The following is a 12,758-nucleotide window of genomic DNA, read 5'->3' as shown; positions in this document are numbered from 1 at the left end:
ATCAGAAGTACCCTTCCCGCTTGCGGTCCTCCATGGCGGCCTCGCTGGTCCGGTCGTCCGCCCGGGTCGCGCCGCGTTCGGTGATCCTGGTGGTCGCCACCTCCTGGATGATGTCGGCGACCGTCCGCGCGCCGGAGAGGACCGCCCCCGTGCAGGTCATGTCACCGACCGTCCGGTACCGCACGGTCTCCTCGGACACCACCTCAGTGGGGTCCGGCGCTTGGTACGGGTTCTCCGCCAGCAGCATGCCGTCCCGCTCGAACACCCGCCGCCGGTGCGCGAAATAGATCGGCGGCACGTCGAGCTCGTCGCGGGCGATGTAGCGCCAGACGTCGAGTTCCGTCCAGTTGGACAGCGGGAAGACCCGGATGTGCTCGCCCGGCCGGATGCGGGTGTTGAACAGGTTCCACAGCTCCGGGCGCTGGTTTCTCGGGTCCCACTGGCCGATCTCGTCGCGGAAGGAGAAGATGCGCTCCTTGGCCCGGGCCTTCTCCTCGTCGCGTCGGGCTCCGCCGAACGCCACGTCAAAGCGGTGCTCGGCGATGATGTCCAGCAGCGTGGTGGTCTGCAACCGGTTGCGGCTGGCCCGGCGTCCGGTCGGCTCGACCACCCGCCCGGAGTCGATCGAGTCCTGCACCGAGGCCACGACCAGCCGCACGCCCAGCTCGGCGACGCGCTTGTCGCGGTAGTCGAGGACCTCCGGGAAGTTGTGCCCGGTGTCGACGTGGACCAACGCGAACGGCATCGGCGCCGGCCGGAACGCCTTCTCCGCCAGGCGGAGCATGACGATCGAGTCCTTGCCGCCGGAGAAGAGCAGCGCAGGCCGCTCGAACTCGGAGGCCACCTCGCGGATGATGTGGATCGACTCTGCTTCCAGCATTTCCAGACTCATGTGACACCTCGCGTGTTTCCGCCGTCGACCAGCAGCACCGTGCCGGTCACGAAGCCCGCCTGCTCGCTGGCGAGGAAGGCGGCGAGCGCACCGAAGTCCGCCGGCTGCCCGACCCGGCCGAGCGGCACCTCGGCGATGATCTCCTTGAGCGCGGCCTCGCCGTCGATGGCGGACCGCGCCGCCACGAACCCGTCGAAGGCCGGCGTCTGATGTACGCCGGGGGCCAGCACGTTCACCGTGATGCCGCTGGCGCCGACCGCGTGGACCACACCCTTGGCGAAGCCGAGCACGCCCAACCGGGCGGTCGCGGACATCGCGGTGCCGGGCAGCGGTTGACGTACGGCCTCCGAGGTGATCAGCAGGATCCGTCCCCAACCGGCCCGGCGCAGGTGCGGCAGGGCCGCCAACGTGATCGAGATGTGGGGCAGCAACGACCCCTCGACGCCCTGCCGATAGTCGTCCACTGTGAACGTGTCGGCCTGGCCGTGCGGCACGCCGGGCGAGTTGGTGACCACGACGTGCAGCGCGCCGAACTCCTCGGCCGTCTGGTTCACCCAGCGCGTCACGTCCGCGTCGTCACGGACGTCCACCTCGACGGAGAGCACCCGCCCAGGACCGGCCTCGTCGACCAGCTTGTGCGCCGCGGCCAGTCGCTCCGGGTCGCGGGCCGCGATGGACACGTTCGCGCCCTCGGCCGCCAACGCGCGAGCGACCGCCAGCCCGAGGCCGCTGCTGGCGGCGGCCACCAACGCCGTCCGCCCGGACAGTCCGAGATCCATCACGCCACCTTTCGCGCCAGCGTCGGATACCCGTAGCGGCGTAGCAGGGGCAGGGCGAGCGCCGTGGTCGTGGCGGTGGGCAGCGCCGGCAGCTCCGTACGCCAACGGTCGTCCGGCCGGATCAACACGGTGCCCTGACCGAGCCGATCCGGGTTGCCGGTGACCGTGTGGTTGGTGCCGAGGGTCACCTTGCCCTCCTCGGTCACCGGTGGCTCGTCGTCGAGCCCCGCGAAACGCAGCACATCGGCCAGCACCTCACGGGGCTGCCGGGTCAGGTCCTCGTGTCGGATTCGGAGATAGCGGCCCGCCGCGGCCCGGCCGACGTACTCGGAGGCCACGTTGAAGCCCACCCAGTTCGCCGTGCTCTGGGCCGGGCTCATCGGCTCGATGTACCGCTTGCCGCGCTGGTACGAGTAGGTGGTGGCCCGCGGGTCACGGACGATGTGCAGCACCCGCACGTCCACATCGGAGCGTCGCAGCAGGGCGGCCGCCTCGGCCGGGTACTTGGAGCTGTCCACCACCGCCCGCTCCGCGCCCCGCCGCGCCAGCTCCCGGTAGACGGCGACGGTGCGGTCCAGGACCTGGGTGACGTGCGGGGGCGTGCTGGCCAGGCGGGCGCGGGTGTGCCGGGTCCGCAGGCCGGCCTGCTGCGACGACATCATCTGGCGGGCGAGCTTGGTGGGCTCGGCGTTGCCGAACGTGGCGATCACCGACGACCACAGCGTGCACTGCCGGATCTGCTCGCCGCACCCGCACAGCGAGTTCGTGCCGCTGTCCAGCAGGCCGTTCTTCCACAGGTAGTGCAGTTCGCCCGCGTGCAGCACGCCGGGCAACTCGTTGAGGACGTTGCCGAGGATGGTGCTGCCGCTGCGCAGCCAGCCGGTGATGTAGATGACCTTCATCGCTGACCGTCCGTCAACAGGAGGAAGTGCTGGGGCAGGTGCACGGCCAGGCCCACGGAGGTGCGGGCCTCCACGACGTCGCCGAGCAGCGTCAGCGACGACCGGCTGGGGTCGAGCAGCGTCACGGCGGCCCGGAAATCCCCGAGCAGCGCCTGACCGCGCGGCATCATCCGGGTACGCGAGACCTTGATTCCGGCCTCGGCGAGTCGGCCGAGCAGCCCGTCGCGGACCAGGTCCCAGTAGTGGGCGGGGTGCACGACGATGCCGTCGCAGGAACCACCGGTCTCCTCGACCGCCCCCGCCGCGGCGGTCAACGCCGCACCGAGGTCGCCGCCAATGGTCGACCTGCGCATCTCGGGCAGCTTGAGCAGCCCCGCGATCCGACCGTCGGCGGTGCCGTGCAGCAGGGCCTGGTTCTCCACCACGCCCATCCGGACCAGCACCCGGTAGTCGATGAACGCGGCGAGCAACGCGGGCTCGTGCCGCAGGTCGGCGGGCAGGGGCACGGACACGCTCAGCTCGGTCAGCTCGGCGTACTCGACGGTGGGCTCGAAGGTGGCCTCCGGGGTGCTGGCGTACGCCGTGCCCGCGTTCGCGTACTCGCTCTTCGGAGCCTCGCGTACGTAGGCGAGCGTCTGATCGGAGACCGAGGCCACCTTCAACAGGTGCCGCACGGTGTAGCGCGGGCGGCTCTTGAACAGCGGGAACGAGGCGGTCAGGTGTGCCCGGATCGGCACCACCACGTCGTCGCCGTTCTGCACCCGGGCAACCGACATGGCGAATTCCTCACCCGGGCTGCGTCGGGCGAGCGTGGGGTCCGCAAGCGTCTGTCGGGTCACTTCCAGCGCGCTGGCGCTGGGTTGCATCGTGGTGGTCATCATTTCCCCTTCAGAACAGCGCTGAGAACCGCGGATGTCGTGAGCCCCAACGCGGCGAGTGTCTCGTCGTGGTTGCCGCCCTCGGCCGGCCAGTCGGCGCCGGCGTTCACACTCAGCACCTCGCGGTCGGGCAGCAGCAGCGCGAGGGTGGAGGCCACGCTGCCGGCGGCGCGGTGCTCCTCGACGACGACCAGCCGTCGCGCGTCGGCCAGCTGCGGCAGGGCGAGCGTCAGGCTCTCCTCGTCCACCCAGCACAGGTGCGCGTGGCCGAGGTCCGGCTGCTGCTCGGTGGCGGCCTGGCACAGTGCCGTCGGCTTCTCCCCGATGGATACGACGCAGGTGTCACCACCCATCGGGTTCAACCAGGTGACAGCGCCCCGACCGGCCGGGGCGAACGACGCGTCGAACACCTCGTTGCGGCCCAGCCGCACGTAGCACGGCCAGTCGCCGTCGGCGGCGGCCCGGATCGCCTCGCGGGTCTCGGCCTCACCGGCGGGTACGGCGATCCGCACACCCGGCAGGCTCTGCATCACCGCGAGGTCCTCCAGGCAGTGGTGGGTCGGCCCGAACCACGCGCCGGACACCCCGCCGTACGGGCTGACCAGGACCACGGGGGCACCGAGGTACCCGAGGCCGAGCTTGACACTCTCCCCCGCGCGGAACGCCGCGAACGTGGCGAACGTGCTGACGAACGGCCGCAGCCCGGCGGAGGCGAGGCCCACCGCGATGTCCACCGCGGACGCTTCGGCGATACCGAGGTTCAGGAACCGGTCGGGAAACCGGTCCTGGAAACAGTGCTTGGGGCCGCCGAGATCCGCCTCCAGGCACACAATGCGCGGGTCGTCCGCGGCCAGCTCGGTCAGCTCGAGCCGGTACGCCTCCCGCGCGGACACCGTGGCCGTCATCACCGGATCGCCGCCTTCCACTGCCGCGCCCGCGCGGGACTGATCTTCACGTAGTGCGAGCCGGCCTTGCCCTCGGTGGCCGGCACGCCCTTGCCCTTCACCGTGGTGGCCAGCACCGCGAGCGGCCGGTCGGTCGGCGCCATCGTCCGCACCAACTTCTCGATGTCGTGCCCGTCGACCTCGGCCACCTCGAACCCGAACGCGGCCAGCCGGGCCGGCAGGTCGGTCAGCGGCGAGATGTCGGAGACGTACCCGTCGTTCTGGCCACCGTTGAGGTCCACCACCACGGTGAGCCCGCCGACCCGCTTGGCCTGGGCCACCTGTAGCGCCTCCCAGACCAGGCCCTCCTGCAACTCGCCGTCACCGACCACCGCGATGGCCCCGCCCGGCCGGTTCAGCAACCGTCGGGAGAGGGCCCAGCCGACCGCGTACGCGAGCCCGTGGCCGAGACTGCCGGTGGGGAACCGGACGCCGGGCACCTTCGGGCCGGGATGTCCGGTGTAGGGCGACCCGGCGCGGCCGTACCGGGGTGCCGGGTTCTCCTCGATGACGCCGACCTCGTGCAGCACCGCGTAGAGGGCGGCCGCCGCGTGGCCCTTGCTGAGGACGACCTCCGTGCCCGGCTCGGACCGGGCGACGGCATACGCGGCGACCAGGATGTCCACCACCGAAAGGCTGCCGCCGAGGTGACACCCGACCCCGCTGGCCGCCATGTCGACCACCAGCCGGCGAGCCCGGCTGGCCTGCTCCCGAAGCAGATCGATCTCGTCCATCACCGCACACACCAATCCCGTACGGCGGCGGACAACACCGTCCGCGCCCGCCGGTACTCGTCGGCTGACAGCCGCTCGTCGGGCGTGTGGTCCAGGTGAGCATCTCCCGGCCCGTACGCCACCATCGGAACGCCGCGCCACCTGGTGGCGAGCGTGTTCATGTCGCTGCTCCCCTTCTTCGCGAGCAGCCGTGGAGCGTCACCGGTCGCCGCGCGCAGCGCCCGGGTGAACGCCCGTACCAGCGGATCGGTCCGGGGTGTGCTCACCGGCGGCGTGGCGAGCAGCAGCTCACCGTCCTCGAAGACGGACAGCATGCTGTCCAGTTCGGTTCCCGGCGGGACCCGGACATCCAGCACCGCCGAGGCGGTCTGCGTGCCACCGGAGCCGCCCGAGGCCAGATCGAGCACCGCGAACAACGCTTCCGGACTGCACTTGCCGACCTCGGCCTCGACCTCGCCGATGAGGTCGACGAGGGAACTGGCGGCGGTCCGCCGTTCCTTGCCCGCCGTGTGACCGGTGGTCCGGGCGACATCCATCCGCACCTTGCAGACGCCGTGGTAGCCGATGGTCACCGCACCGGCGCCGCTGGGCTCGCCGATGATGACCGCGTCCGCCGGGTAGTGGTCACGCGCGTAGAGCGAACCGGACGCCGTCCGCTCCTCCTCCACGGTGCCGACCACCCGCACCGTGACACCCTCGGGTGGTTCGAACTCCACGAGCGTCTGCAGGAACACGGCCAGGCTGGCCTTGGCGTCCACGCAGCCCCGGCCGGTCAGCGCGGCACCGTCCCAGGCCACCGGCCAGCGGTAGGGGACGGTGTCCAGGTGGCCGAGCATCAGCAGCCGGCGTGGCCCGCTGCCGCGCGTGGCGACCAGGTTGCCGGCTGGGTCGATGACCGCGTGCACGCCCTTCTCGGTCAGCCACTTCAGCAGGTACAGCGCCAGTTCCCGTTCGCCGCCGGAGACCGAGGAGATCTCCACCATGCGGGTCAGCAGGTCCAGGTCCGGCTCCGGTGCGGCGGCCCGCCAGAACCGGGTACCGCCGTGGGTGTTTGCGGTGTGCGGGCCGGTGATGGCGACGTCAGCGGTCCCCTTCAGGGCCAGCTCCGCCGCCCGGACCTTCTGCCGCATCCGTCCGCTCGCGTACGTCATTCCCTCACCACTGCACAGGTGCGGCAGGGTGCTGGTGCGGTCGGACGGGTCGGCGAGCAGGCCCGGGGTGCCGGTCACCAGGCGCAGGTGATCGGCGTCGAGCGCGTTCGCCACCTCGGCGGCGAGCACGTCGGCATCGACGTTGATCGGCGCGCCGCCGTCGCTCGCGGTCACCGGCGGTGACACGCAGACCACGTCGAAGGTGTCCAGGAGGGACAGCAGCCGCGCCACGTCCACCGCGGAGACCGCGCCGGCGCGGTGGTCGCGGACCAGCCGCTGCCGGTCACCCTCGACCACCCGCAGCGGCCGGTTCGGGGTGCCCGTGACCAGCCCCTCCGGCGTGGCCGTCGCGGCGTAAACCGTCAACTCACGCTGGCCCAGGTTCTCCCGGATCCGGGGGAGGGTCAGCTGTTCGTACGCGGCGACGATGTGCGGCATCTCGTCGGGCGGGCAGTACCGCACCTCGTCGCCGGAGGCCAGTCGCAGCATCCGCATCGGGCGCTCGATACCGGCGTAGTAGTCAGCGATGTCGGCCGCGCCGCCGGCGACCAGCAACAGTCGGGCACCGCCCGCGCTCAGCGCGGCCAGGTCGTCGTAGACGGAGGCGTGCCGCAGGCTCGAACTGCCCACCTTGACCACGTACAGCGGCCGGTAGGGGAAGATCCCCGCCAACGCCTCGTTATTCATCACGGCCATCCGCCGGCCTCCGGGAGTCCTAGCCGTTCGTCCATTCCGTGGATTCGGTTCATCGCCTGCACCGCCTGGCCGGCGCCGCCCTTGATGAGGTTGTCCAGGGCGGACACCACCACCCAGCGGTCACCGGACACCACCGCCGCGACCTCGGCGACGTTGGCGCCCACGACCGTCTTGAGCATCGGCATCCCCATCGGGGACCGCCCGGCCGCCACCCGCACGAAGGGCGCGTCGGCGTACGCCCGGGCGAACGCCCGGCGCACGTCGCTCTCCCCCGCACCGGGCTTCAGCCGCCCGTACGCCGAGACCATGACGCCGCGCGCGACCGGCAGGCTGAAGGTGGAGAACTGCAGGTCCGGAGCCCGACCGGTCAGGTCGGTGAGGGCCTGGCGCACCTCGGGGGAGTGCCGGTGACCGTGCAGCTTGTGCACCCGGACGTTCCCGTCGCGTACGGCCGGATGCTCCACACTGCCGGTGCCGCTGCCGCTCGACCCCGACTTGGCGTCCACCACCACGTCCTCCGCCGCCAGGTCCGCCTTGAACAGCGGGTAGAGCGCGTAGATGGTGGCCGCCGCCATACAGCCCGACAGGTTGAGCACCGGTTCTGTCGGGGTAGGCGCGAACTCCGGGATGTAGTAGGGGATGGGCTGGCGCCAGCCGCCAGCCGACGCGGGATAGTGGCGCTCGACCTGGTCCGTCTGGCGCAGCCGGTAATCGCCGGCCAGGTTGATCACGACCTTGGCGCGGTTGGCCACGTCGTCGAGCACTGACGGCAGTACGCCGTTGGGCAGGCAGGCGAACGCGACGTCCACGTCCGGCATCTCGTCGAGCTTGCGCATGTGGTGCCCGCCGATCGACGTGTTGCGCAACCCCGGCACGACCTGCCCGACGCGCTGACCGGCGTGCCGGGCCGAGGACACGAACGTCGGCACCACCTGGGGGTGGGCGGCCAGCAGCCGGATCAGCTCGGCTCCGATGAACCCGCTGCCGCCGAGGACGGCGGCGCTGATGTGCTCGCTCACGCCGCCACCCCCGCCCGTGCGAACACCGCGTCCCGCACGTACGCGGCGACGTGGCCGGCGATGTCGACGCCGTGGATCTTCGAGGACTGGGCGAAGTCCGGGTTGGTGTTGACCTCCAGCACGTACATCTCGCCGGTCTCCCTGGACTCGGCCAGGTCGACGCCGTAGAACCCGGGGCCGAAGCACGCCACGACCCGGGCGCACAGTTCGCGGGCGCGGTCCGAGATCGGGATGGGCTCCACGGCGCCGCCCTGGTGGGTGTTGGTGCGCAGACCGGCGCCCACCTGGCGGTACGCCACGATCGGACGGTCCCCCACCACGTGCACCCGCTCGTTGAAGCCGGGCTTGGGCACGTACTGCTGCACCACGACGGGGAACTCCTTGCCGGCCGGGTCCAACGCCTCCCGGCCGCCGGCCCAGGCGTCGAACTGCGCCTCGTCGGTGATGCGGACAATCCCGCGTCCCCACGAGCCGCTGATCGGCTTGACGACAGCGTCCCCGCCGAGCTCGTCGACGTAGCCACGAACCTGCTCGACGGTGAACGCGACGTGCGTCGTCGGGTGCGGGACGTCGTGGTTGGCGAAGGCGATCGCCTGGAGATCCTTGGCGAGACACAGCCGCACCGCGTGCGGTGTGTTCAGCGTCTCGATGTCGGCGTGCTCGAACCGGGCCGCCATCGAGGCCAGTTCCCGGTGGGACACGTTGCGCAGCAGCACCATCCGGGGCCGCGGCGCGGCGTTGTTGAGTATGGCGGCGGTATGGCGGGGCAGCGCCGACTGCGCGGTCAGCCCGGTCGCCCGGAGCGCCCCCAGGAGCAGCCGCTCCTCCGGGCGCACCATGGTCACGGAGACCAGCACATCGGCCGTCTCACTCACCCCAGTCCTCCTCGATCTCCGGTGCGCGGTCGAGCCGGATCGCGGGCGTGACCTCGACTACCTCGTGTTCCTGGCCGCAGCCGCGGCACGACAGGATGTCGCCCAGCTCCGCCTCGGTCGACACGACGACCTCGGTGTCGCACTCCAGGCAGACCGGTGCGGTGGTCAGATTGGACATGGGATCCCTCCGGAAGACTAGGCTCGCTCGAAATCGATGATCATCATGTCGCGGGTCGCGACTGTCGCACCCTCGGGTCCGATCGGGGTAACTTCGTGTTCCATTGCGCGATCGTCGAGCAGAATGGTTTCCATAGGATTCACCATCGCGTGCTCGAACAACGGCTCGCTCTCACCCTTGCGGAAGACACGGCTGATGCCACCGGCGCAATTCTGCCGGCCGACCAGATGGATGGCCACATAGTCGTGGCCGTCGCTGTGCCGCCCCTCCGGGGCGGGCGCCGAAGTGCCTTCACTGCCGGCCGTCACACGGATCATGTGGACGGTTATCAACCAGTCGCTGTCAATTCCGCTGGCACGGCTGACAAAGCCCAGGTCGTGTGTGATGACGGCTTGGAAGTTCGCGTTCTCGTACGCCTCCGGCGTGATCGGCGCGAACTGCCTGGCCTGCCCACCGTAGACCCGGTTCACGTCCGTCGCCTGGTAGAACGGCTGGGCGGGCAGCGTTTCCAGGGCACCTCCGGCGCGTCCCAGCAGCCGCCCCAACCGGCGGTATCGGCGTGTCCGGTGGCTCGGTTGGACGTACGGGTCGATTGGAAGGTCCTCCCATAATTTCGCGAATTCATACCACCCGTCACTGACGGAAACGGGTAGTTGCTCGTGGGCCCACCCGTTCTTCACGATGTCCTGCGCGCGGAGCAGGGCGAAATTGTTGATAGGCATTGCGTGCCTCCCTTCTTATCCAGGAATGAACGTACTCGCGGGGCGGTACTCTGCACCCGACTGAGCTCCACTCAAGACCTCGGTAAATGGCACCCAGAACCCGTTTGAGCCGCCACCCACGCCGTTGTGCGTCGAGCTGCCGCTGGCGGAGTCGCGAGCCGGCGGGCGGCACAACGACCGTTGTGCTGGCCGACCTCGCCCGCACTGTTCACTGACGCCCGCCCGCGAGGCCCCCGTCGCCGCACCCTGCGCTCGGACCCGGTCAGACCTGCAAAGCTTCCCGTCAATCGCCTAGCGGTAGTAGCTCGGCCGGCTTCCCCGCATCGCCCGCGCCACTCCGACACGAGGCTGACGTGCGCAAACATCTCTAGTGTGGACATGGCGAGGGATGGCGGTCCAGATATGCTACCTTCAAAACCCGGTTAGCCGGTATCACGCAAGCGGACCTGCGGTTGAGTAGCGCCGTCGAGACGAACGAGTGTCTGTTGTGTACCGCTTGCGTGGCGACTTCTTGCTACACCTTGTCCAGGAATTGGGAGGTAGCCATGGTGCACCAACGACGCGCGGTCTATGCCCTCACCGCGTTGTCCGCCGCCACTTTCTGTTACGTCACCACCGAAGTGCTTCCGATCGGTCTGCTCACGCTGATCGCGCCGGACCTGGGACGCTCCAGGTCGGAGACCGGTCTGCTGGTGACCGGGTACGCGGTGGTGGTCATGATCGTGGCGCTTCCGCTGACCCGGGTCACTCGACGAGTACCCCGACGGCCGCTGCTCGCCGGCGCCCTCGGCGTGTTCGCCGCGGCGACGGCGGTGTCAGCCCTCGCCACCTCGTACGAGGTGCTGCTCGCCGCCCGGCTGGTGTCCGCCATCACCAACGGTGTCTTCTGGGCGGTGGTGTTCCCCGTGGCTATCTCGATGTTCCCCGAGAACATCCGAGGCCGCATCGTGGCGCGACTGTCGATAGGCAACGCTCTCGGCCCGGTCCTCGGCGTACCGCTGGGCACCTGGTTGGGCGGACAGGCCGGCTGGCGGGCCGCCTTCGTCGCGATGGCCGCCCTCGGCTTCGTCACCTGCATCGCGGTCGCCCTGCTCCTGCCGAGCGTCGCACCGCAACAGAGCGCGAGCGACGTGGGGCCGATGCCGGACCGGCAGCGTTTCGTGGTGCTCCTCGTCGCCACCATCCTCGCGGTCACCGGGGCCATGGGCGCGTTCACCTACATGACCGTGTTCCTCCTCGACGTGAGCGGGTTCGCCGCGGCATCTCTCGGCCTGCTGCTCTTCGTCCAGGGCTCGTTCGGCGTCGCCGGCACGTGGGCGGTCGGTCGGGTCCTGGACCGGTTCCCACTCGGTGTCGTGCTGGGGCTGCTCGGGCTCATCACCGCGGCGATGCTCGGCCTCTACGGGGTTGGTTCGAGCAAGATATTGACGATCCCTCTGCTCGCCGTGGCGGGCATGTCGTTCAGTTCGCTGATCGCGGGAATCCAGCACCGAATCATGCAGGTGGCCCCGTCGACCACCGACATGGCGTCCGCCAGCCTCAGCGTCGCGTTCAACTTCGGCCTCGCGGCCGGCTCGTTCATCGGCGCGGGCCTGCTGGCGACGGCCGGGGTCCGCGTCATCCCGTTGTTCGGTGGCCTGCTGACGGCCGCCGCGTTCGCGCTGCTCGCCTTCCACGAAATGTCCCGCAAGAAGAGGAGAGGCCATGAAACTGTCCGTCGTAATCCCGACCTACAACCGGTCGGACATTCTGCAGCTCACCCTTGAGTCCCTGGTCCGCCAGGACCTGGATCACGACGACTACGAGGTGCTGGTGGTCGACGACGGATCGTCGGACGACACCGCGGACGTCGTGAAGAAGTACATGGACCAGATGAACCTGCGCTACTTCTTCCAGGAGGACGAGGGTTACCGGGCCGCCGGGGCCCGCAACCTCGGCATCAGCCACGCCGAGGGCGAGATCACCGTCTTCATGGACGCGGGTGTGATGGCGCACTCCAGCCTCCTGCGCGTGCACCTCGCCACCCACGAGGCCTACAGCGAACCGATCGCCCTGTGCGGGTACGTCTTCGGCTACAGCCTGAACAACGAGAACGCCGACGAGGTCCTGGCCGACCTCGACGTCAACGATGTGGACGGCACGATCGAGCAGTGGCGTGAGAAGGGCCTGCACCCCGACATCAGGGAGGACTTCTTCATCCGGGAGGGCGACGACTTCTCCGACGCGCCGGCACCCTGGCTCATGTACTGGACGTTCAACTCCTCGGTGCGCACGGAACAGCTACGGCGGGTCGGCATGTTCGACGACGCGTTCCGCGCCTGGGGCGGCGAGGACGTCGACCTCGGCTACCGACTGCACCGCGACGGGGCCCGCATGTTCCTCAACCGCGACGCGGTGTCGCTGCACTGGCCGCACGCGCGGGACGGCGAAGGCGCCGACGCGGTCGCCAACTACCAGTACATGGCCCGCAAGTACGACACCCCCATCACGCGACTGCTGGACATCGTCCCGACCATCAACTTCTTCGTCATCAACGACGTCATCCGGGGCAGGAAGCTGACCCACTGACCTGATCGCAGCTGGTATGCGGCCCGCACGGGCCACCTACCTTCGCGGCGCCCTCTGCGCGCCGGCCACCGTCAATGCGACACCGGCCGGCGCGCTGCGCTGTTCGGCGACTTCCGCGGCCCGGATCCCATGGCACTTCTGCCGACTCTCGGGGAAATCTCCTCAGTAGTAAATCCCCGTTCTGATGAGCAGTTCCACAGAATCTATTGAGTAATCGGGAGAACGCTAGTGCGGTACCGCCGCCGGAGTACGTTGCTGCTACGAATATAAAGGAACTGCGGAAGGGCGGGATCGCGTTCAGCCTATCGGGAGAGCGGACACGAATTGTGCGCTCTCCCGTCACTGGTTCCAACGAGTCGAGCAGCAAGCGCGTACGAGATGGTCCGAGGTCCACCAGGGGCTGGCACCCGGCAATCGACC

General features: G+C 69.7%; 13 protein-coding genes. 2 read left to right on the top strand and 11 right to left on the bottom strand.

Annotation, left to right across the window (positions count from 1 at the left end):
* Window position 1: 1 nt before the first annotated feature.
* The 11 genes from cysD to ACX27O_RS04185 are packed head-to-tail and all read right to left on the bottom strand — an operon-like array spanning window position 2 to window position 9,770.
* Entirely contained in the window at window positions 2-892 is an 891-nt protein-coding gene (gene cysD / locus ACX27O_RS04235) for a sulfate adenylyltransferase subunit CysD (RefSeq protein WP_210858228.1), read from the bottom strand.
* Window positions 889-1,671, bottom strand: coding sequence for an SDR family oxidoreductase (locus tag ACX27O_RS04230; protein ID WP_458938969.1), 783 nt, complete (start codon window positions 1,669-1,671; stop codon window positions 889-891). Before ACX27O_RS04230 ends, cysD begins: the two co-directional genes overlap by 4 nt.
* Window positions 1,671-2,573 (bottom strand): sulfotransferase, encoded by a 903-nt coding sequence (locus ACX27O_RS04225; RefSeq protein WP_210858227.1) that lies wholly within the window; start codon window positions 2,571-2,573, stop codon window positions 1,671-1,673. Before ACX27O_RS04225 ends, ACX27O_RS04230 begins: the two co-directional genes overlap by 1 nt.
* Window positions 2,570-3,451 (bottom strand): family 3 encapsulin nanocompartment shell protein, encoded by an 882-nt coding sequence (locus ACX27O_RS04220; RefSeq protein ID WP_458938968.1) that lies wholly within the window; start codon window positions 3,449-3,451, stop codon window positions 2,570-2,572. Before ACX27O_RS04220 ends, ACX27O_RS04225 begins: the two co-directional genes overlap by 4 nt.
* A complete protein-coding gene (locus tag ACX27O_RS04215) occupies window positions 3,451-4,356 on the bottom strand; it encodes a transketolase family protein (protein WP_030329319.1) in 906 nt (301 codons plus the stop codon). The genes ACX27O_RS04220 and ACX27O_RS04215 overlap by 1 nt, the downstream gene beginning before the upstream one ends.
* Window positions 4,356-5,129 (bottom strand): 1-deoxy-D-xylulose-5-phosphate synthase N-terminal domain-containing protein, encoded by a 774-nt coding sequence (locus ACX27O_RS04210; protein ID WP_030329321.1) that lies wholly within the window; start codon window positions 5,127-5,129, stop codon window positions 4,356-4,358. Before ACX27O_RS04210 ends, ACX27O_RS04215 begins: the two co-directional genes overlap by 1 nt.
* Window positions 5,129-6,976, bottom strand: coding sequence for a M20/M25/M40 family metallo-hydrolase (locus ACX27O_RS04205; RefSeq protein WP_247676287.1), 1,848 nt, complete (start codon window positions 6,974-6,976; stop codon window positions 5,129-5,131). The genes ACX27O_RS04210 and ACX27O_RS04205 overlap by 1 nt, the downstream gene beginning before the upstream one ends.
* Window positions 6,967-7,995: an N-acetyl-gamma-glutamyl-phosphate reductase gene (gene argC / locus ACX27O_RS04200; protein ID WP_458938967.1), complete on the bottom strand. Its 1,029-nt coding sequence runs from the start codon at window positions 7,993-7,995 to the stop codon at window positions 6,967-6,969. Before argC ends, ACX27O_RS04205 begins: the two co-directional genes overlap by 10 nt.
* Window positions 7,992-8,870 carry an ATP-grasp domain-containing protein gene (locus tag ACX27O_RS04195; RefSeq protein ID WP_307857895.1) on the bottom strand — a complete coding sequence of 293 codons (879 nt, stop codon included), beginning with the start codon at window positions 8,868-8,870 and terminating at the stop codon, window positions 7,992-7,994. Before ACX27O_RS04195 ends, argC begins: the two co-directional genes overlap by 4 nt.
* Window positions 8,863-9,048 (bottom strand): hypothetical protein, encoded by a 186-nt coding sequence (locus tag ACX27O_RS04190; RefSeq protein ID WP_030329330.1) that lies wholly within the window; start codon window positions 9,046-9,048, stop codon window positions 8,863-8,865. The genes ACX27O_RS04195 and ACX27O_RS04190 overlap by 8 nt, the downstream gene beginning before the upstream one ends.
* Before the next feature lie 17 nt (window positions 9,049-9,065).
* Window positions 9,066-9,770: a 2OG-Fe dioxygenase family protein gene (locus tag ACX27O_RS04185; protein ID WP_030329333.1), complete on the bottom strand. Its 705-nt coding sequence runs from the start codon at window positions 9,768-9,770 to the stop codon at window positions 9,066-9,068.
* A 545-nt stretch (window positions 9,771-10,315) separates the two neighbouring features.
* Between ACX27O_RS04185 and ACX27O_RS04180 the strand changes: the two genes are divergently transcribed.
* Both ACX27O_RS04180 and ACX27O_RS04175 read left to right on the top strand, forming a co-directional pair.
* The gene (locus ACX27O_RS04180; protein WP_051708204.1) at window positions 10,316-11,536 is read left to right on the top strand and encodes an MFS transporter; all 1,221 of its coding nucleotides are present in this window, start codon (window positions 10,316-10,318) and stop codon (window positions 11,534-11,536) included.
* A complete protein-coding gene (locus ACX27O_RS04175; RefSeq protein ID WP_036410872.1) occupies window positions 11,475-12,338 on the top strand; it encodes a glycosyltransferase in 864 nt (287 codons plus the stop codon). The genes ACX27O_RS04180 and ACX27O_RS04175 overlap by 62 nt, the downstream gene beginning before the upstream one ends.
* Window positions 12,339-12,758: the final 420 nt, after the last annotated feature.

The sequence above is a fragment of the Micromonospora sp. SD19 genome, assembly GCF_054462275.1.
Note: the sequence above shows the minus strand (reverse complement) of the source record. Positions and strands in the feature narration are given on the sequence as shown.